This window comes from Pseudomonas sp. NFACC39-1 (assembly GCF_900110355.1).
GTDB lineage: Bacteria > Pseudomonadota > Gammaproteobacteria > Pseudomonadales > Pseudomonadaceae > Aquipseudomonas > Aquipseudomonas tehranensis.
On the sequence record NZ_FODL01000006.1, the window covers coordinates 71,964 to 91,783 of the forward strand.

Consider the following 19,820-nt stretch of genomic DNA (forward strand, 5'->3'; position numbering starts at 1 on the left):
CGCGAGCAGGCTCGCTCCCACATTGATTTGTGGACGCCACAGAACACTGTGGGAACAAGGCTTGCCCGCGATGATGCCCTACAGGACAACACAAGGATTTGACTCATGCGCTCATCGAAAATCATCCATGTCGTCAGCTGCCACGCCGAAGGCGAAGTCGGCGATGTGATCGTCGGCGGCGTCGCACCACCGCCCGGCGCCACCGTATGGGAACAGTCACGCTGGATCGCCCAGGACCAGACCCTGCGTAACTTCGTGCTTAACGAGCCCCGTGGTGGCGTGTTCCGTCACGTCAACCTGCTGGTGCCCGCCAAAGACCCACGGGCGCAGATGGCCTGGATCATCATGGAACCGGCCGACACACCGCCGATGTCCGGTTCCAACTCGTTGTGCGTCGCCACCGTATTGCTGGACAGCGGCATCCTGCCCATGACCGAACCCCAGACGCGCTTGGTCCTCGAAGCTCCCGGCGGGCTGATCGAAGCGGTGGCCGACTGTCGTGACGGCAAAGTCCAGCGGGTGGAAATCAGGAACGTGCCCTCCTTCGCCGACCGCCTCGATGCCTGGATCGAAGTCGAGGGGATGGGGTCGCTGCAAGTGGACACCGCCTACGGCGGCGACAGTTTCGTCATCGTCGACGCCCAGCGCCTGGGTTTTGCCATCCGCCCCGATGAAGCGGCCGAGTTGGTGACCGTGGGACTGAAAATCACCCGAGCCGCCAACGAACAACTGGGCTTTGTCCATCCGTTGAACCCTGACTGGTCGCATATCTCGTTTTGCCAGATCGCCGCGCCCATCGTCCTGGAGAACGGCATTGCCAGCGGTGCCAACGCCGTGGTGATCCAGCCCGGCAAGATCGATCGCTCCCCCACCGGCACCGGTTGCTCGGCGCGCATGGCGGTGTTGCATGCCAAGGGGTTGATGCAAGTGGGAGAGCGCTTCATCGGCCGCTCGATCATCGGCTCCGAGTTCCACTGCCGTATCGATTCACTGACCGAAGTGGCCGGGCGCCCGGCGATTTATCCGTGTATCGCCGGGCGCGCGTGGATCACCGGCACGCATCAACTGTTGCTGGATCCAGAAGACCCGTGGCCGCAAGGGTATCGGCTTTCAGACACCTGGCCTGGCGCATGACTTTCGAACTTTGCACATCCCTGTGGCGAGGGAGCTTGCTCCCGCTGGGTCGCGAAGCGGCCCTCTGGATTTGCCTGACACCCCGAGTTGCCAGGTAGTTATTGGGGCTGCTTCGCAGCCCAGCGGGAGCAAGCTCCCTCGCCACAAAAGCTCTGTATTCGACTCAACTTTACCTACGTATATGAGAAATACCCTTAACCACCGGAGACACCCCATGAGCAAACGCATCAACTGGAGCGGCGTATTCCCCGCCGTCACCACGCAGTTCAACGATGACTTTTCCATCAACCTGGAAAAAACCCATCAAGTGATTTCCAACGTCATCCGCGACGGCGTGTCAGGCCTGGTGGTCTGCGGTTCGGTGGGGGAAAACACCTCCCTGAGTGCCGAGGAAAAAATCGCCGTGACCGAAGTGGCGGTGGACGCTTCCCGGGGTCGGGTGCCGGTGATCTGCGGCGTGGCCGAGTTCACCAGCGTGCAGGCGGCCAAGGTCGCCAACGCGGTGCGTAAAGTCGGTGTCGACGGGGTGATGCTGATGCCGGCGCTGGTCTATGGCTCCAAGCCGTTCGAGACCGCCGAGCATTTCCGCTACGTGGCCCGGCATGCCGACGTGCCGTTGATGGTCTACAACAACCCGCCGATCTACAAGAATGACGTGACCCCGGACATCCTGATTTCCCTGGCCGATTGCGACAACGTGGTGTGTTTCAAGGATTCGTCCGGCGACACCCGGCGTTTCATCGACGTGCGCAATGAGGTCGGCGACCGCTTTGTGTTGTTTGCAGGCCTGGACGACGTGGTGCTGGAAAGCCTGGCGGTGGGTGCCGAAGGTTGGGTCTCGGGGATGTCCAACGTGTTCCCCCAAGAAGGCGAAACCATTTTCCGCCTGGCTCGCGCCGGACGTTATGCCGAAGCGATGCCGATCTACGAATGGCTGATGCCGATCCTGCACCTGGACGCCCGCGCCGACCTGGTGCAGTGCATCAAACTGTGCGAAGCCATCGCAGGTCGCGGCAGCGCCCTCACCCGCCCACCGCGCCTGGCGCTGCCGGAGGAGGATCGCGTGTATGTCGAGCAGATCATGGCCAAGGCCCTGGCCAATCGGCCGGTGTTGCCGGATGTAGGGCTTTGACTGTAGGACATGGCGCTGACCGGCGGTGATAGCGCCGCCGCCATCGCGAGCAGGCTCGCTCCCACATTCACCACAAATCCCTGTGGGAGCGAGCCTGCTCGCGATAGCGGTTTGTCTGAATCGACTATGCTGGATGTGCCGCTATCATCGCGAGCAAGCTCACTCCCACAAGGTGCCCCATGAACTATTTCCTGGCCCAGGCCCTGAACAACCAATGGGCCAACCACAGGCTGCTCGGCGCCTGCGCGCAGTTGAGCGAGGCCGAATACGAGGCGCCGCGCACGGGGTTCTTCCCGTCCATCCAGGCCACGCTTTGCCACATCCTGGAGGTGGACCGCTATTACCTCACTGCTCTGGAAGGCGACCGTGACGGCCAGATAAAGGACTTCTCCCAGACGCTGGCCTTTGCGGCACTGAGGCACAACCAAACTCAAACCGACCAGCGGCTGGTGGCATTTTGCGAAGCCCTGCGGGAAAACGACCTCGCCCGCTCCGTCGACCTGGTGCGTGCCGACGGGGTGGTGCGCGAACGAATCGACCGGCTGCTGTTGCACCTGTTCGAACATCAGATCCATCATCGCGGACAGGTCCACACCATGCTCAGTGCCACCCACGTCAAACCGCCGCAACTCGATGAATTCTTCCTCGACTGCGACCGCAGGTTTCGCGCAGCAGAGGAGCAGGCACTGCAGCTCGGCGAAGACCGCGTCTGGCGCAACTACCGGCCGGGCTGAACCGATGATCCAACAGGAGACCTGCCATGAAACACATACTCGGTTGCATCGGCTTCTCGTTGATGCTGGTGGCAACGACCGCCCTGGCCCATCACGGCTGGAGCGAGTACAACACTGACAATCCCCTGCAACTCAACGGAACGATAGAAGAATCCGGCTATTCGCACCCCCATGGCTTCGTGCGCCTGAAAACGCCGGACAAAACCTGGACCGTGGTCCTTGCCCCGCCATCACGCATGGAGAACCGAGGCCTGAGCAAGGACATGCTCAAGCCTGGCAACCAGGTGGGTGTGGCCGGCTATCCCAACCGCAACAAACCCGATGAGTTGCGCGCAGAACGCATCACCGTCGACAACAAGACCGTCGAGTTGCGCTGATGCAGGCCCTCGAGGCAGGCAACGACCCGCAAGGCTGGTTGGACCGGCTGGAGGGTTCAGCCCTGGCGCAGGCCATGCGCGGCGAACTGTGGCTCTACCCGTCGGTTGAGGTGGTACACATCATCGGGTTTTCGCTGTTGGTGGGCGCGGTGGTGATGTTCGATTTGCGGGTGTTGGGGGTGTCCAAGGACATTGCCGTGACGGCACTGGCCCGCCATCTACTGCCCTGGGCCCTTGCGGCCCTGCTATTGATCGTGCCCGCCGGCTTGCTGATGTTCAGCGCCCATCCCCATGACTTCGCCGGCAACGGCGTGTTTATCCTCAAGCTGAGCCTGATTGCCGCAGCGGGCCTCAACGCCTTGGTGTTTCACCTCGGTATTTATCGCACGGTCAGCCAATGGAACACCGCCAGCGCGGCACCAGGACTGGCAAAAGCGCAGGCGGTGCTGTCTGTGGCGATATGGTTCACGGTGGTGTTGTGTGGGCGCTTGCTGGCTTACACCTGAGATAAAAAATGCGATGGCCGCTTGCCGGCCATCGCCAATCGCCCACCTCGGGCGCGCTCAGATCCTTGCAGGTGACACGATAATCTTCACGTTGTGCTCCTTGTTGTTGACCAGTTCCTCGAACCCCTGGCCAACAATCTGCTCCAGCTGGATGCGCCCGGTCACCAGCGGCGAGATGTCCAGGCGCCCATCGGCGATGAAGGCGATCACGTCTGCGAACTCACCGTTATAGGCGAGCGCACCGAGCACCTGCTTTTCGGTGGACACCAGCTCGAAGAAGTTGAATTGGCTGGGCTCCTCGAAAATCCCCACCAGCACACATTTGCCGGCCTTGCGGATCAGGTCGATGGCGAGTTTGGCGGTGTGTTTGTTGCCAATGCACTCGAAGCTGACATCGGCGCCGAGGCCAGCGGTCAAGCGTCGCACCTCGGCCAGGGCGTCGCACTCGTTCGGATCGATGACATGGCTGGCGCCCACTTCCAGGGCCTTGGCCTTGCGCGCACCGGACATCTCCAGGGCAATCACCTGCGCCGCGCCGGCGGCCTTAGCGCACATGATGGTGCACAGGCCGATGGTACCGGCGCCGACCACCACCACGTTCTGGCCCAACAGGTTGCCGGCCTTTTTCACCGCATGCATACCCACTGCCAACGGCTCGATCAGCGCGCCGGCTTCGGCGGGAAAATCAGCTGGCAATTTGTAAAGCAGGTTGGCCGGTACGTTGACCAGTTCGGCAAACGCACCGTTGTTCATCAGCCCGGTGAACGCCAGGTTTTCGCAGATGTTGTAGAGCCCGTGGGTGCAGTAATAGCAGGTGCCGCAATGCTGGCAAGCATCGGCCGCCACCGGCTCACCGACGCTGAAACCCTCGACACCGGCCCCAAGCTCGACGATTTCACCGCAGAATTCATGGCCGAGGATGCACTGGCCCTTGATGCCGGTCAGCGGATGCGGTGCGTCCACCGGAATAAACACCGGACCGGCCACATATTCATGCAGGTCAGAGCCACAGATGCCGCACCATTGCACGCGAATCTGCACCCAACCGGCCGGCGGCGAAATGGGCAGCGGCACGTCTTCGACGCGGATGTCGTTGCGGCCATGCCAGACAGCGGCGCGCATGCTGCGGGTAGGCTTGATTGAAACGTTCATAGGGTTGCCTCCAGAATTTTGTAGGGGCGACGAATCACCTCGCCGCCCGCCCGATCAATGCTGCTCAATGAACCCGAGGATCAGCCGGTTGACCTGCTCGGCCGCTTCCATTTGCACCATGTGCCCCTGGCCGGGCAGTACCTCCACCTGGGCATGCAGCCCGTCGCTGTGGGCCACCGGGATGATTGCGTCGTCGCTGCCCCAGATCACCAGGGTCGGCACCTCGCCGGCCTGCACCACTTCGCGCAAGTCCATTTGCTGGCGACCGTCGGCGAACAGCGTCGTTGACAGTTGCAGCAGCGCTGCGTCTACGCCCTCCAGGCGCTTGTACTTGAGCATGTCATCGAGCATCTGCCGGTTGACCAGCTCGGCATCGGAGAACAGTTGCACCAGTTGCGGCTTGAGGGCGTTGCGGTTGGCCGCTTCGACAAAGCCTTTGAGGTAGCTGCCATTGATCTGCGCGCCCAGCCCGGCACTGCCGATCAAGGTCAGCGACCGTACTCGCTGGGGCATCAGGCGCGCGGCGTTCAGCGACACCGCCCCACCCATGGAATGCCCCACCAGATGCACAGCGTTGATGTCCAGGTGATCGAGCAAGGCCAGCACCACCGCGCTCAGTTCGTCCAGGTCTCCGCGTTGCAGTGTCTTGGCGGATTCGCCGTGGCCCGGCAGGTCCAGCGCGATGACCCGACGCCCGGCCGCCAACGCCTCGTGGTTGAACAGCCAGTTGTTCAGGTCGCCGCCAAAACCATGCACCAGCAGCAGCGGCGTGCCGCCCTCGCCACGCTCGAAAAAGCGGATCACCCGGCCGTCCAGTTCGATTTTCTGAGGTTTCGGGCCACTGTCTTCGTCGGCAGCGTCGCCGGGCACAAAGGTCGATTGGAACTGCTCGATGACCGCATCGATCTCGGCATCGCTGGCTTCGCCGTCGACGACAATGCCGAGCAAGGCGCCGACCGCCAGGGTTTCATCCTGCCGGGCGACCTGTCGGCGCAATATCCCGGAAAAGGGTGCTTCGACACTGCTGGAGATCTTGTCGGTTTCCACGTCCAGCACTTCATCACCCTTGGTGATGGCCTGGCCCTGCTCCTTGAGCCAGGCATCGACCCGGCCCTCGGTCATCGACAGGCCCCACTTGGGCATGGTCAGGGTATGAATCTGGCTCATCAGCACTTGCTCCACTCGATCACGTTGAGCACGGCTTGTTCGATCTTCGCCGCGTCAGGGATGTACAGGTCTTCCAGGGCATCGGAGAACGGCACCGGGGTATGGGGCGCGGTGACCATTTCGATCGGTGCCTTGAGCGCGCCGAAGGCTTTTTGCGCGACCAGCGCCGAGATGTCCGTGGCCATGGAACAGCGCGGGTTGGCCTCGTCGATGACCACCAGGCGCCCGGTCTTCTCCACGCTTTCGAGGATGCTGTCCTCGTCCATCGGGCTGGTGGTGCGCAGGTCGATGACCTCGCAGTCGATGCCGCGCCCGGCCAGGCTGCGCGCGGCGTCCATCGCGGTGTTGACCATGCGCCCGTACGAGACCAGGGTCACGTCCTTGCCGTCGCGCAGGAAGTTGGCCTCGCCGAAAGGAATGGTATAGAGCTCATCCGGCACCTCGCCCTGCATGCTGTAGAGCAACTTGTGCTCGCAGAAGATCACCGGGTCGTTGTCGCGAATGGCCTGGATCAGCAGGCCCTTGGCGTCGTAGGGCGACGACGGGCACACCACTTTCAGCCCCGGGATGTGCGTCCACAGGGAGGTGAGCATCTGCGAATGCTGGGCGGCGGCGCGCAGACCGGCACCGACCATGGTACGGATCACCAGCGGCGTGGAGGCCTTGCCGCCGAACATGTAGCGAAACTTCGCCGCCTGGTTGAGGATCTGGTCCAGGCAGCACCCGGCAAAGTCGACGAACATCAGTTCGCACACCGGGCGCACGCCGCAGGTCGCCGCCCCGACCGCCGCACCGACGTAACCGATTTCCGACAGCGGCGTATCCAGCACACGCCCGGGGAACTGGTCGTAAAGCCCCTTGGTGACGCCGAGCACACCGCCCCAGGCGTCGTTTTCACCGGGCGCACCGGCGCCACCGGCGACGTCCTCGCCCATGATGAAGACGCTGGCGTCGCGGCGCATTTCCTGGGCCAGGGCTTCGTTGATTGCCTGCTGATAGCTGATTTTTCTCGCCATGATGGGATTCTCTATTCTTGTTTTATCAGGAGCGCTTGATGAAGGCGTTCAGGGATAGGAGACGTAGACGTCGGTCAGCAGGTCCGCCGCCGTGGGCTTGGGATCGGACTTGGCCTTGTACACCGCGTTTTCGATCAGCTGTTCCACTTCCTTGTCGATCTGGTCCAACTGCTCGGCCGCCAGCAGCCCGGACCGGGTGGTGCGTTCGCGAAACTGCATCAGGCAGTCCTGATTTTCACGGAAATGCTTGACCTCATCGGGAGCCCGGTAGGTCTGTGCGTCACCTTCGAAGTGGCCGTAATAGCGGGTCAGCTTCACCTCGATCAGTGACGGCCCTTCCCCGGCCCGGGCGCGCTCGACGGCGGCCCCGGCCGCTTCATGGACGGCGAAGAAGTCAAAGCCATCCACCGTCACTCCCGGCATGCCGAAGCCGGCGGCGCGGTCAGCGATGTGATCGCAGGCCACCGACCAACTGGACGCGGTGGCTTCGGCGTAGCCATTGTTTTCAGCGATGAACAGGCACGGCAGGTTCCACACCGAAGCCATGTTCATGGCTTCGAACACCGCGCCTTCGTTGGAACCGCCGTCACCAAAGAACACCACGGCGACGCTGTCGGTGCCCTTGAGCCGTGCGGCCAGCGCGGCCCCCACCACCAGGGGCGCGCCGGCACCGACAATGCCATTGGCGCCGAGCATGCCTTTCTCGAAATCGGCGATGTGCATGGAACCGCCCTTGCCTTGGCAGACGCCGGTCTTCTTGCCGTAGATCTCGGCCATCATTCCGTACACGTCCACGCCCTTGGCGATGCAATGGCCGTGGCCACGGTGGTTGGAGGCGATGCAATCGTCATCGCCCAAATGGGCCATGACGCCGGCGGCCGACGCCTCTTCGCCGGCATACAGGTGGACGAAGCCGGGGATCTCGCCGGTGGCGAATTCCACGTGCAGGCGCTCTTCGAAAGCGCGGATGGTGCGCATCACCTGGTAGGCGTGCAGCAGTTGATCGGGGGTGAGCGGTGTCGACATTTTTATTCTCCAGGGGTGCCTTGAAGGTTCAGGGGGTGTTGCGGGTGTTCGCGACCAATGGCCAAGAGACGCTGTTGCGCGGCGTAGGCCAGCACCGCGTTGACATCGATGCTCAGTGGGCCTGCGGCATCGAGGGTGACCGTGGGTCGGTCCTGGGCGTTGAATTCGATTTCCCGTTCGCCGTCCAGGGCCAGGGTGCCGCAGGACAGCGACAAGCCCTGGGGGACGCCAGGGGCCAAGGGACCAGCGGCAAGCACGCCACAGCCTTGCAGCAAGCCGGGGGCCAGCGGCACCAGCAACGCCTCGGGCGATTGCGGGTCAAGGCGCATCCAGGCGCCGCCCGGTGCCTGGCGGGACACTGGAAACCACAAGCCGCACAGGGCTGACAGGCCGATGGATTGCGGTTCGGCAAAGGTCACAAAGACCTCGGCCAGGTCCGCCGCCCGGCTGATAGCCCGCGCACCGACAAAACGCAGCGGCGACACAGCAACATCCACCAAGGCGACTTCCCGCAAGCCGCGTTCGGGATCGCACACCAACAAGCGTTTGTTGCGGCGCAGGCCGATCTGCGCCGGTATCCGGCCGCTGGCGTACAACCCGCCGGCCAACCCGGCGCTGGTGGCTTCGCGCAGTTCGGGGAAGGCGTTGTTGGTGCCGGTGGACAGGGTCAGCAGCGGGATGTCGCCAACCTCAGCCGCCACAGCTTTGTGGGTACCGTCGCCGCCGAGCACGGCAATCAGCGCCACCTCGCGTTCAGCCATCAGCCGCGCGGCGCAACGCGTGTCTTCGACGGTCTGGCGCAAGGTCAGGTCAAGAAACTCCAGGGCCGGCCAATGGCTGCTGCGCGCCTGGCGGCTGTGGCTGTTTTTCAGAACGGCGGCGGCGATGCCGGTCATGTCGGTCGGCATCAAGACGTGCTCGATACCAGTGGCACCGAAGGCGGCCAGCAGCCGCTGGATCACCGAGACTTTGTCGGTGCTGGAAAACAACCCGGCGTTGGCGGTCAGGCGGCGCACATCGCGCCCCGACGCCGGGTTGGCAATGATGCCCACGGTCAGTGGACGGCGGCTCATGGCGCCACCGCCAGTGGCTCAGATAAATGACCTGGGCAGCAACACCCTCGGTGCAAAGACATAGAACACCTCGTTTTTTTATTGGAAGGCCGACCGGGCCGGTTGCAGACGCTAGAGCAAGGGCGGTGCCAGTTGCCTATAAAAGCGCCGAAACGCCCGGAACAGAGCCTTCCGGACGCGTGCCAGGATGGAAGTCACCCAGGCGCTGTGAGACGCGACATGTCAGCCTGCACGAGGTTCTGTCGAGACACTGAGACGTGGCGTCTCACCCCGGCTGGTGCGTTTCACCGTGCTTGTCTGCGATCGACGATCGGCGCTTAATGAGCGCACAACGATAAGAAGCTGAAACGGAGGCCCTATGCTTTCCGCACACTCCCGGGCGCATGTGGATTGCGTCAGCCGCGTGGTAAAAAACGCGGACCGATTGCCACAACTGCCGGTCCCGGACCTGATCCTCGACTCCTGGCGTCGCTCCATGGAGCAACATCACCTGGACCCCGGCTCGCTGCAGGGCCCGCGCATCCTTTCCGAGGACGTGCTCAAGCAATGCCGCGAGCGCTCCGAGCTGTTCCTCAATATCGCCAGTGAAGAAGTGGCACGCCTGCATGGTCGGGTGCGTGACGCCGACTACTGTGTGCTGCTGACCGATGCCCAGGGCCAGACCATCGATTACCGGGTAGAAAACACCCTTCGCAATGACTGCCGCAAGGCCGGGCTGTACCTGGGCACCTGCTGGTCGGAGGGGGAAGAAGGCACCTGCGGCGTGGCCGCGGTGCTCACGGCCAAAACCCCGGTGACGGTGCACAAGCGCGATCATTTCCGGGCCGCGTTCATCGGCCTGACCTGCTCCGCCGCGCCGGTTTTCGACCCGCAAGGACAGTTGCTCGGAGTTCTGGACGTCTCGGCGGTGCGTTCACCGGATGATCGACGCTCACAACATCTGATCCGGCAGATGGTGGTCCAGAGCGCTCGGGAAATCGAACAGGCTTTTTTCATGAGCAGCGCCCAGGGCTACTGGGTGCTGCGGGCCCATCGCAACGCCGGCTACGTCGACAGCCAGCCGGACTTGCTGTTCGCCTGGGACGACGACGGTTGCCTGCAAGCCTTGAACCCTGCCGCCCGCCAGCACCTGTCACAACACTTCGGCCAACTGCCGCGACACATCAGCCAGGTTTTCGACCAGCAACAGCTGCACCGTGCCCGCGACGAACATCTTTATCCTTTTTCCAGCCCCGGCATCGAAGCGCTTTTGCATGGTCGCTTGAGCGCGCCGCGACAGCGGGCCAATCCGCGCCCGCGGGTGGCAATGACCCCGGTGGAACTGGACCCTCGATTGGCCGACAGCCTGCGCCTGGCGGTGCGGGTCAAGGATCGCAACTTGCCGGTACTGATCCAGGGCGAAACCGGCTCCGGCAAGGAGGTATTTGCCCGCCAGCTGCATCAGGCCAGCCAACGCCATGACCGGCCGTTCGTGGCATTGAACTGCGCGGCGATCCCTGAAAGCCTGATCGAAAGCGAGTTGTTCGGCTATGTGGCCGGGGCCTTTACCGGGGCCTCGGCCAAAGGTATGCAGGGCCTGCTGCAACAGGCCGATGGCGGCACGCTGTTTCTGGATGAAATCGGGGACATGCCCCTGGCTTTGCAAACGCGCCTGTTGCGGGTATTGGCCGAAGGTGAAGTGGCGCCGCTGGGTGCATCACGGCGCAGGGCCGTGGATATTCAGGTGATCTGCGCCACCCACCGCGACCTGGAGGCATTGGTCGCCGCCGGCGGGTTTCGCGAAGATCTGTACTTTCGTCTGGGTGGCGCCCGCTTCCAACTGCCGCCGCTGCGTGAGCGCAGTGATCGCCTGGCGTTGATCAACCGCCTCCTTGAGGAGGAATCGGCGCTGTGCGGGGCGATGGTGCAACTGAGCGGCGCGGCCCTGGAATGCCTGCTCGGCTATCACTGGCCAGGCAATATCCGCCAGTTGCGCCATGTGCTGCGCTACGCCTGCGCGGTGAGCGAAGCGAGTGTGATCCAGCTCAGTCATCTGCCCGAGTCATTGCACAGCGCAGACGCGCCTGCGCAAGCCCCGCAACCCAGCGCCAGCCCGGAGCGTCAGGTACTGCTCGATGCACTGGTGCGTCATCGCTGGAAGCCCACCGCGGCGGCACGGTCGCTGGGCATTTCCCGAGCGACCCTGTATCGAAGGGTTCACCTGCATGGCATCGAAATGCCCGGCAGAAGCCCGGCGTGAAACAACGCTTATCTTCGCGCCAGAGCATGCCGCACGCACTGTTCGTAGTAGGTCTGCTTGATGGCCGCGGGCTTGAGCCGTGAAGCGCTGTTATAGGTCTGTTCGGTGATGCCCAGGGCGGTCATGCGCATCCATGGCCGGGGAAACTTGCGCACCTGCAACCTTTTGCGCGCGCCATACAAGGTGATCCCGGAAAGCTTCGACGCCTGGGCGCCGGCGGCAATGTCCGAACCCCAGCGGCATACCGACTGCTGGTTTTTCGTCAGCGCCTTTGCCTGAGCCTCAAGCGAAACGGCGACCAAAAGAAACGTCACCACGACCCACATAGAAATCCGCATAGGTTTGTCGCCCAACTTTCTGAAATAAAAGAAGTTTGACAACCTTGTAAAGAGCAAGGGGCCAGCACGGCTACGCCATCCTTGTGGCGAGGGGATTTATCCCCGCTGGGTCGCGAAGCGGCCCTAAAACCTCACAGCTCGGTGTGTCAGATAGAGCCAGAGGGGCTGCTGCGCAGCCCAGCGGGGATAAATCCCCTCGCCACAAAGACCAAGTGCTTGGAGAGTTCTCTTCGGTCAGTGCATCTCACCGGAGTTGGCTCTGGCCTCCTCCAACAACTGCTCAATCACCCGTTCCTGTTCGGCATACCGCCCTTCGCCAAAGTGGCTGTAGCGCACCTGTCCCTTGGCGTCGATGAAGTAGTGGGCCGGCCAGTACTGGTTGTTGAAGGCGCGCCAGATTGCATATTGGTTATCGATGGCCACCGGATAGCCGATCCCCAGCTGGCGAACCTGCTTGCGTACGTTGTCGATGATTTTCTCGTACCCATACTCAGGGGTGTGCACGCCGATCACCACCAGCCCATCCTTCTCATACTTGCGTGCCCAATCGTTCACATAAGGCAGCGTGCGCTGGCAGTTGATGCAGTCATAGGTCCAGAAATCCACCAGCACCACCTTGCCCCGCAGCGACTCGCTGCTCAAGGGTGGCGAGTTCAACCATTGCACGGCGCCCTCCAGGGATGGCATTTCACCCTGAGGCTGAAGCGATTCCAGGGGGCCCGCGCTCGCCTTTTCGACCAGGTAATCGATGGCCTTGGGCACATTTTTCAGTAATCCCTGCTCCAGGGTCGCCGCCCCTTCGGAGGAGGTACTGGCCAACAGGCGGTCATCGGCACCCGTGCCAATCGCCACGGCCGCCAGCAATACCACGACACCGGTGCCCCGACGCAGCCAGGTGGTGATCGGCAATGACAGCTTGAGGCGGTCGGCCAATCCGCGCCCGGCCAGGATCAGCAGACCCAGCGACAAGGCACTGCCCAGCCCGTAAGCGAGCAACAACAGGCTGGTTTCAGCGCTCGCGCCTTGCAGCATGGCCCCGGTCAGAATCACCCCGAGTATCGGCCCGGCGCACGGCGCCCAGAGCAGCCCGGTGGCGACCCCGATCAGCACCGAAGCCACAGGCCCGGCCATCCGTCCGGCGCCGGCATCAATACGGTTGCCCAGGCTCACCAGCGGTCGCGCCAGCCATATACCGACGCGGCTGAACATCAGCGACAAGGCGAACAGCACCATCACCCACAGCGCAACTTGCCGGCCAACGCTGCTGGCCCGCACCACCCACTCACTGCTGACCACCGCCAGGCTCGAAACCAGGGCAAACGTCAGCACCATGCCGGCCAGCGTCAGCAGTACCGAGCCCCGCGAGCGATTGGCCCGGGCAAACAGAAACGGTACCACCGGAAGAATGCAGGGACTGAGGATCGTCAGGATCCCGCCCAGGAAAGCGATCAAAAGCATGGCAACACCTCAACGGCAGGTAGATAGACTGAACACACCCAATCGGGCGGCGCCTCTGTGGGAGCAAAGCTTGCTCGCGATGCAGGCGCCTCGATTCCTGGCAATACCGCGTCATCGTTTATCGCGAGCAAGCTTTGCTCCCACAGATTTACTGTCACAGGTTGGCTTCCAAGGCGAGTCAGTTCTGGTTGCTGCAGTTGTCAGCCAGCTTGCGATAGTCCAGCGCCTGCTTGTGGCCCGCTGAGTCCAGGTAGGTCATGCGGGCATTCACCACGCCGCAGGCCGGGTTCGGGTCTTCGCTGAAGGACAGGACCTTCTGGATATCCAGGTGGGTGCCATAGGCGTAGGTCTGAGCCTGGACGTGACTCTCGGCCCGGGCCGACAAGGTGCAGATGTTCAGCGCGGCGAAAAGGCAGGCGGCGTAGACGGCTTTGGTGTTCATGGCGGTGTCCTCGATGCATTCAATGGGTGTGTTTTCGGCCGGGGCGTGTTCTGTCGCCTCGATGGATGCCATTGAATGCCCGTGAGGTATCGCGTCTGTATCGGGCAACGCGGCTTTTTGAATCCCTGTGTATCCGCCGCGCGCCAGATACACTGCAATACAAACCGCCGCGAGCCGGGCCGGCCGGCGCCTGTAGACTGATCACAACGAAACGCCAAGGGGCTGAACACCATGGATCATGTCGATCATGTGTTGATCGTGGATGACGATCGCGAAATCAGAGAGTTGGTAGGCAACTACCTGAAAAAGAACGGCCTGCGTACCACCGTGGTTGCCGATGGCCGGCAGATGCGTGCCTTTCTGGAAACCACCCCGGTGGACCTGATCGTGCTGGACATCATGATGCCGGGCGATGACGGCCTGGTGCTGTGCCGAGAACTGCGCGCCGGCAAACACAAGGCCACACCGGTGCTGATGCTCACCGCCCGCAACGATGAAACCGACCGCATCATCGGCCTGGAAATGGGCGCCGACGATTACCTGGTCAAACCCTTCGCCGCCCGGGAGTTGCTGGCGCGGATCAACGCTGTGCTACGGCGTACCCGCATGTTGCCGCCCAATCTGGTGGTCACCGAAAGCGGTCGCTTGCTGGCGTTCGGCCGCTGGCGCCTGGACACCACTGCCCGGCACCTGCTCGACACCGACGGCACCATGGTCGCCTTGAGCGGCGCCGAATATCGCCTGTTGCGGGTGTTCCTCGACCACCCGCAGCGGGTGCTCAATCGCGATCAGTTGCTGAACCTGACCCAGGGGCGGGACGCCGATCTGTTTGACCGCTCCATCGACTTGCTGGTCAGCCGTCTGCGTCAACGGCTGCTGGATGATGCCCGGGAGCCGGCCTACATCAAGACCGTGCGCAGCGAAGGCTATGTGTTCTCGTTGCCGGTGGAGATCCTTGAGGCGTCGGTATGACCCTGCCGCTACGCTGGCCGCGCACCCTCGCCTCGCGCCTGTCCCTGATCTTCCTGATCGGCCTGATCCTGGCCCAGGGCCTGTCGTTCGGCGCCCAGTACTACGAGCGCTACCAGAGTGCCAAGACCACCATGCTCGGCAACCTGGAAACCGACGTCTCGACCTCGGTCGCCATTCTCGACCGCCTGCCGGCTGCCGAACGCCAGGCCTGGCTGCCAAAACTCGCCCGACGCAACTATGGCTACCTGCTCGATGAAGGTCAGCCAGGCCAGCGAATGCTTCCTGACAACGCCCCGGTGTCGGTGACTTCAATCCAGGAGGCCCTCGGCCAGGCCTATGCCCTGACGTTCACCGACATTCCCGGACCGAAGCAGCACTACCAGGCGCACCTGCGCCTGGCCGACGGCAGCCCGCTGACCATCGACGTGCGCCCGGCGATGATGCCCCTCTCCCCCTGGCTCCCGGTGGTGTTGCTGGGGCAACTGGCGCTGTTGATCGGTTGCACCTGGCTGGCCGTGCGCATCGCGGTCAGTCCTCTGACCCGGCTGGCCCAGGCGGTGGAAACCCTGGACCCGAATGCCCACAGCGTGCGCCTGGACGAAAAAGGCCCGACCGAAGTGGTGCATGCCGCCAAGGCATTCAATGCCATGCAGGACCGTATCGCCGCCTACCTCAAGGAGCGCATGCAGTTGCTGGCGGCGATTTCCCATGACTTGCAAACCCCCATCACGCGCATGAAGCTGCGCGCCGAGTTCATGGACGACGGCATCGAAAAGGACAAGCTGTGGAGCGACTTGAGTGAAATGGAACACCTGGTGCGCGAAGGCGTGGCCTATGCCCGCAGCATCCATGGCGCCACTGAAGCCAGCTGTCGCATCAACCTGGATGCGTTTCTCGACAGCCTGGCGTTCGACTACCAGGACATCGGCCAGGACGTGCAGCTATCGGGGAAAACCGCCGCGGTCCTCGACACCCGGCCCCATGCCCTGCGCCGGGTACTGGTGAACCTGGTGGACAACGCCTTGAAGTTCGGCGGCGCGGCGCAGATCCAGGTGCAGCCCACGGCCACCGGACAACTGGCGATTCAAGTGCTGGACCGTGGCCCCGGCATCAATGAACAGGAACTGGCCGAGGTGCTCAAACCGTTCTACCGGGTGGAAAGCTCGCGCAACCGGGAAACCGGTGGTACTGGGTTAGGGCTGGCGATCGCCCAGCAACTGGCAATCGCCATGGGCGGTTCGCTGACCTTGAGCAACCGAGACGGCGGCGGGTTGTGTGCCGAGTTGCGGCTGAGGGTCGATAGTTAACGTGGAGCCAAACTGTGGGAGCGGGCTTGCTCGCGAAGGCGTCGGCACATTCAACAATGATGTCGCCTGACCATCCGCTATCGCGAGCAAGCCCGCTCCCACAGGGTTAAGCGCCACACTTTGTATGCCAATGTGTCCGCCATAGCCAGCGCTACACAGGCTTGCAAACGCCCGCATTCCAGACACACCCCACCTACACCCGTTTGAAAAACTCCCTCGTGTTCCCGGTCGCTATCCGCGACCGGGCCCTACACCCAAGGAGCCTTCTCATGCCTGTTTCCACGTTTCGTTTCCAGGGCTGGTCGCTGTTCAGCCTGCTCGCCGCCCTGGTGCTGTTGATGACCGCACTGACCCTGGTGCTCCACCCGGATCTGACCGAGGGCGTGCGCAGCGCCATCCGCGCCACCGCCCGCTCATCCTTCGCCTTGTTTCTGCTGGCCTTTACCGCCTCGGCGTTCGCCGTGCTAGTGCCGTCGCCCCTGAGCCGGTCCCTGGTCCGCGAGCGACGTTTCATCGGCTTGGCCTTCGCGTTTTCCCATCTGGTGCACGCCGTGCTGATCTACAGCTATGGGCAGCTCAACCCCGAGTTCTGGCCGGGTCGTACCACCGTTGGCAATATCCCCGGCTCCGTCGGCTACGTGTTCATCCTGCTGCTGGCCCTGACCTCCTTCAAAAGCACCACGCGCCTGATAGGCGCCAAAGCCTGGAAACGCCTGCACGTCAGCGGCATGTGGGTGCTGGTGGCGATCTTTGCCTACTCCAACTTCAAGCGCATTCCCATGAGTGCCTGGTACGTGCTGCCCTTCGGCCTGACCTGCGCCGCCATCGCCATCCGGCTGGTGGGCAAGCTTGCCCAGGCCAACAAACGACGCCAGCCACTGCAGCATGCTGCCTAGTTGCGGGAGCCCGATCATGTACTCAGAAGCTTTGAAAGGACTGCGCATAAGTCTGGATCGTGCCGCAGCATGGCTTGCGCCATTGGGCCTGCGCCTGTTCCTGGCCTGGGAGTTTTTCGAATCCGGTTGGGAGAAATGGCAGGGCGAAAACTGGTTTGCCGACATCCAGGCCGCGTTCCCCTTTCCCTTCAACCATTTGCCGGCCAGTTGGAACTGGGAACTGTCGATGTGGGCCGAACTGCTCTGCGCCATCGCCTTGCTCATCGGCTTGGGCACCCGTTTCTCGGCTCTGGTGTTGATGGTTGTCACGGTCGTCGCCACCGCCGCCGTGCACTGGCCGGCGGATTGGTCAACCTTGAGTGAACTGGCCCAGGGGTACGCCATCACCAATAAAGGCCACGGCAACTTCAAACTGCCGTTGATCTATCTGGTGGCGTTGTTGCCGTTGGTGTTGCAGGGAGCCGGGAAGTTGAGTGTCGATGCGCTGCTCAAGACCGGGTTACACCGCCCTGGCAAGACCTGACACAACCCCCTGTGGGAGCGGGCTTGCTCGCGAAGGCGTTGTGTCAGTCAACTTAGTTTTGACTGATATACCGCCTTCGCGAGCAAGCCCGCTCCCACAGGGAAGCTCTGCGTTTAACCACCGGATTGCGCTTGCGCCCCGACCACCCCTTCCCTGTGCATCTGGCGCAACAACATCACCGCGCTGTCCATGAATTCGTTTGAATCCACCCCCGCCTCCCGCGCCAGCGCCAACAACTGATCGCGCCCAGGCAACCCGGGAAACTGCTCGATACGCTGCAACAGCCGCCAGGCCAACGGACTGAGCTCGGAAAAGCGCACCGCAAACCCAGGCGTTCGCCGCACCAGCAGCAGCGTCGGTTGCGGCGGTGGCGTTGGGGGCTGGTAGCCCGGCGCCAAGCGATGTACTGGCCAGAGGTACGCCAGCGGCCAGGCCAACGGAGAGAGACGCAAAGGTTGATCGAGCAATGCCGTCTCATCACTGGCCGGCAGCGACTCGGCTTGCGCTTGCAGCAGCGCCATTTCAACCCACTCGTAGTGAGCCAGCTCGGCCATGAACGCTGGTTCGTCAGGCGCCTGCCGGGCCGCGAGATACCCCACGAACTCTGCGGCAATGTCTGCGAACCGGGGACTGACGCAACGATGCTCACGCAAGAAACGGCGTACGCAGGTCCGCCACGCCTCCTGCCCCAGCACACTCACCAACACCGGGAATGTACCGCTGAGCAACCCGCGCATGTTCTCGAAAATCAGGTCGCGATACACCTGCGCCCGAGCCGCGTCCATGCCCGGCGGAATCGGGCAGTGATCAGGATCGCGTAGGTAGCGGGTCAACGCCTGCTGCTGTTGATGCAGTGTCTGCACGATTTCAGCCATGGGCCACCGCCCGCCCTGGCTCGGCCTGATGCTGCAATTGGCGGAGGGTCTGCAGTTCGGCGGCCAGCACGGCGTAAGGCGGGAAATTGAAGTCCCGTTCGAGCAAGGTCGGCTGGACACCGAAACGCGCGTAGGCCTGGGCCAGTAACGCCCAGACCAGCGGTTTGACCGGCGCGCCATGACTGTCGATTTTCAAGGTGTCGGACTCGTCGTAGTGCCCGGCCACGTGCATGCCCACCACCCGCCCAGGTTCAAGGCCGGCCAGGAATGCCTGGGGATCGAAGCCGTGATTGACCGAGTTGACGTAGACGTTGTTGACGTCCAGCAGCAGGTCGCAATCGGCTTCGTGCAATACCGCGCGGGTGAATTCCAGCTCCGTCATGTCTTGTTGCGGTGCGGCGTAATAGGAAACGTTCTCCACGGCCAGGCGCCTCCCCAATACGTCCTGGGCCTGCCGGATCCGTGCCGCGACGTGATGCACCGCTTCCTCGGTAAAGGGTAACGGCAGCAAGTCATACAAATGCCCGTCATCGCCGCAGTAACTCAGGTGTTCGCTGTACATCGGCACGTTGAAGCGATCCAGAAAATCGCGCACCTGCCTCAGAAACGCCAAGTCCAGCGGCGCCGGCCCGCCCAGGGACAACGACAGGCCATGGCACGACATCGGATAGCGTTCAGCCAGCCAATGCAAAGCGGCGCCATGGGCGCCGCCTATATTGATCCAGTTTTCCGGGGCCACTTCGAGAAAGTCGAAATCCCCGGCGGGCGCCGCGCGCAGTTCATCGAGCAACGCGCGGCGCAGGCCCAGGCCTACTGATGGTTTGGCGGGCGAGGCTGAAGCCTGGATGGTGGGCCCTGTGCGGCCAGAAGGGTGAGGCATGGCACATCTCCTTGGAATAAGAGATGGGGAGCCTTGGCGGGGCCGTACCCGATCACATCGCTACCCGGCTCCCCACCATTTAGCATCAGGACTCGATAGCCGCCCCGCACTTGCCCTCGCCGCATTTGCCTTCGGCGCTCTTGGCCTGGCCCGCCAGGTACTTCTCGGCCTCAGGCAGCGAGATGCCGCCGTCATGGTTGGCGTCGATCTTGTCGTACTCAGCCGCGCGCTCCGGCGCCGCTACGATGAACTCCTCGCGTGAAACCTTGCCGTCGTGGTTGGTATCGGTCTTGGCAAATTTATCTTCGCCGCACTTGCCCTCAGCGGGTTTCTTCACGGTATCGGCCGCCGCCAGGGTGTAGCCCTGGGCCAGGTCGTTCATGGTCAGCGCCGAAGCCGCAGTGGAAAGGCCAAGGCCGCCGACCAGGGCCAGACCCAGTGCAAGAGAGGAGTGGCTGGAGAAGTTGAGCATGGGGGTGTTCCTCGAAAGATCAAATACGCCAGTCACCAACACCGGGAACCGGTGTCGGCTGGCAGGCGTAGTTAACCGTCGATGTGTATCCGGGCTGTGTC

General features: G+C 62.9%; 21 protein-coding genes. 10 read left to right on the forward strand and 11 right to left on the reverse strand.

The window, feature by feature from the left end; translation table 11 throughout:
• Nucleotides 1-105: 105 nt before the first annotated feature.
• From BMY45_RS14530 to BMY45_RS14550, 5 genes are all read left to right on the forward strand, one after another.
• Nucleotides 106-1,134: a trans-3-hydroxy-L-proline dehydratase gene (locus tag BMY45_RS14530; protein ID WP_092398721.1), complete on the forward strand. Its 1,029-nt coding sequence runs from the start codon at nt 106-108 to the stop codon at nt 1,132-1,134.
• A 214-nt stretch (nt 1,135-1,348) separates the two neighbouring features.
• On the forward strand, nt 1,349-2,266 hold the full coding sequence (locus BMY45_RS14535) for a dihydrodipicolinate synthase family protein (protein WP_092398723.1): 918 nt from the start codon (nt 1,349-1,351) through the stop codon (nt 2,264-2,266).
• Between the two features lie 179 nt (nt 2,267-2,445).
• On the forward strand, nt 2,446-3,000 hold the full coding sequence (locus BMY45_RS14540; RefSeq protein WP_092398725.1) for a DinB family protein: 555 nt from the start codon (nt 2,446-2,448) through the stop codon (nt 2,998-3,000).
• A gap of 26 nt (nt 3,001-3,026) precedes the next feature.
• Nucleotides 3,027-3,377, forward strand: a complete 351-nt coding sequence (locus BMY45_RS14545) for a DUF6152 family protein (protein WP_092398727.1) — start codon at nt 3,027-3,029, stop codon at nt 3,375-3,377.
• The gene (locus tag BMY45_RS14550) at nt 3,377-3,883 is read left to right on the forward strand and encodes a DUF6644 family protein (RefSeq protein WP_092398729.1); all 507 of its coding nucleotides are present in this window, start codon (nt 3,377-3,379) and stop codon (nt 3,881-3,883) included. The genes BMY45_RS14545 and BMY45_RS14550 overlap by 1 nt, the downstream gene beginning before the upstream one ends.
• Before the next feature lie 57 nt (nt 3,884-3,940).
• Here the strand turns inward: BMY45_RS14550 and BMY45_RS14555 are convergent, their stop codons facing one another.
• From BMY45_RS14555 to BMY45_RS14575, 5 genes are all read right to left on the reverse strand, one after another.
• On the reverse strand, nt 3,941-5,005 hold the full coding sequence (locus BMY45_RS14555; protein ID WP_256573662.1) for a 2,3-butanediol dehydrogenase: 1,065 nt from the start codon (nt 5,003-5,005) through the stop codon (nt 3,941-3,943).
• 84 nt (nt 5,006-5,089) lie between these two features.
• Complete coding sequence (locus BMY45_RS14560; RefSeq protein ID WP_092398733.1) at nt 5,090-6,202, reverse strand: acetoin dehydrogenase dihydrolipoyllysine-residue acetyltransferase subunit; 1,113 nt, start codon at nt 6,200-6,202, stop codon at nt 5,090-5,092.
• On the reverse strand, nt 6,202-7,218 hold the full coding sequence (locus BMY45_RS14565) for an alpha-ketoacid dehydrogenase subunit beta (RefSeq protein WP_092398735.1): 1,017 nt from the start codon (nt 7,216-7,218) through the stop codon (nt 6,202-6,204). Before BMY45_RS14565 ends, BMY45_RS14560 begins: the two co-directional genes overlap by 1 nt.
• A gap of 48 nt (nt 7,219-7,266) precedes the next feature.
• Nucleotides 7,267-8,244, reverse strand: coding sequence for a thiamine pyrophosphate-dependent dehydrogenase E1 component subunit alpha (locus tag BMY45_RS14570; protein WP_092398737.1), 978 nt, complete (start codon nt 8,242-8,244; stop codon nt 7,267-7,269).
• Between the two features lie 2 nt (nt 8,245-8,246).
• Nucleotides 8,247-9,317 carry an ATP-NAD kinase family protein gene (locus tag BMY45_RS14575; protein ID WP_092398739.1) on the reverse strand — a complete coding sequence of 357 codons (1,071 nt, stop codon included), beginning with the start codon at nt 9,315-9,317 and terminating at the stop codon, nt 8,247-8,249.
• Between the two features lie 358 nt (nt 9,318-9,675).
• Here BMY45_RS14575 and BMY45_RS14580 point away from each other — a divergent pair, with 358 nt between their 5' ends.
• The gene (locus BMY45_RS14580; protein ID WP_092398741.1) at nt 9,676-11,556 is read left to right on the forward strand and encodes a sigma-54-dependent Fis family transcriptional regulator; all 1,881 of its coding nucleotides are present in this window, start codon (nt 9,676-9,678) and stop codon (nt 11,554-11,556) included.
• An 8-nt stretch (nt 11,557-11,564) separates the two neighbouring features.
• Here BMY45_RS14580 and BMY45_RS14585 read toward each other — a convergent pair whose 3' ends face one another.
• The 3 genes from BMY45_RS14585 to BMY45_RS14595 all read right to left on the reverse strand — a co-directional run bounded on the left by BMY45_RS14585 (nt 11,565) and on the right by BMY45_RS14595 (nt 13,794).
• Complete coding sequence (locus BMY45_RS14585) at nt 11,565-11,894, reverse strand: hypothetical protein (protein ID WP_092399332.1); 330 nt, start codon at nt 11,892-11,894, stop codon at nt 11,565-11,567.
• Nucleotides 11,895-12,128: 234 nt separating this feature from the next.
• Nucleotides 12,129-13,352 (reverse strand): cytochrome c biogenesis protein DipZ, encoded by a 1,224-nt coding sequence (locus BMY45_RS14590; RefSeq protein WP_092398743.1) that lies wholly within the window; start codon nt 13,350-13,352, stop codon nt 12,129-12,131.
• 178 nt (nt 13,353-13,530) lie between these two features.
• Entirely contained in the window at nt 13,531-13,794 is a 264-nt protein-coding gene (locus tag BMY45_RS14595; RefSeq protein WP_092399334.1) for a DUF2790 domain-containing protein, read from the reverse strand.
• Nucleotides 13,795-14,025: 231 nt separating this feature from the next.
• On the opposite strand from BMY45_RS14595, the gene BMY45_RS14600 reads away from it, so the two are divergent.
• From BMY45_RS14600 to BMY45_RS14615, 4 genes are all read left to right on the forward strand, one after another.
• A complete protein-coding gene (locus BMY45_RS14600) occupies nt 14,026-14,766 on the forward strand; it encodes a response regulator (protein ID WP_003202589.1) in 741 nt (246 codons plus the stop codon).
• Entirely contained in the window at nt 14,763-16,073 is a 1,311-nt protein-coding gene (locus BMY45_RS14605) for an ATP-binding protein (protein WP_092398745.1), read from the forward strand. Before BMY45_RS14600 ends, BMY45_RS14605 begins: the two co-directional genes overlap by 4 nt.
• A gap of 269 nt (nt 16,074-16,342) precedes the next feature.
• Nucleotides 16,343-16,969: a ferric reductase-like transmembrane domain-containing protein gene (locus tag BMY45_RS14610; RefSeq protein ID WP_092398747.1), complete on the forward strand. Its 627-nt coding sequence runs from the start codon at nt 16,343-16,345 to the stop codon at nt 16,967-16,969.
• Nucleotides 16,970-16,985: 16 nt separating this feature from the next.
• Nucleotides 16,986-17,492 carry an HvfX family Cu-binding RiPP maturation protein gene (locus tag BMY45_RS14615; protein WP_092398749.1) on the forward strand — a complete coding sequence of 169 codons (507 nt, stop codon included), beginning with the start codon at nt 16,986-16,988 and terminating at the stop codon, nt 17,490-17,492.
• A 113-nt stretch (nt 17,493-17,605) separates the two neighbouring features.
• On the opposite strand, the gene BMY45_RS14620 is transcribed toward BMY45_RS14615, so the two are convergent.
• From BMY45_RS14620 to BMY45_RS14630, 3 genes are all read right to left on the reverse strand, one after another.
• Entirely contained in the window at nt 17,606-18,367 is a 762-nt protein-coding gene (locus tag BMY45_RS14620) for an HvfC family RiPP maturation protein (RefSeq protein WP_092398752.1), read from the reverse strand.
• Nucleotides 18,360-19,247 carry an HvfB family MNIO-type RiPP peptide maturase gene (locus tag BMY45_RS14625; RefSeq protein WP_371913927.1) on the reverse strand — a complete coding sequence of 296 codons (888 nt, stop codon included), beginning with the start codon at nt 19,245-19,247 and terminating at the stop codon, nt 18,360-18,362. Before BMY45_RS14625 ends, BMY45_RS14620 begins: the two co-directional genes overlap by 8 nt.
• Nucleotides 19,248-19,332: 85 nt before the next feature.
• Complete coding sequence (locus BMY45_RS14630; RefSeq protein ID WP_092398754.1) at nt 19,333-19,719, reverse strand: EF-hand domain-containing protein; 387 nt, start codon at nt 19,717-19,719, stop codon at nt 19,333-19,335.
• Nucleotides 19,720-19,820: the final 101 nt, after the last annotated feature.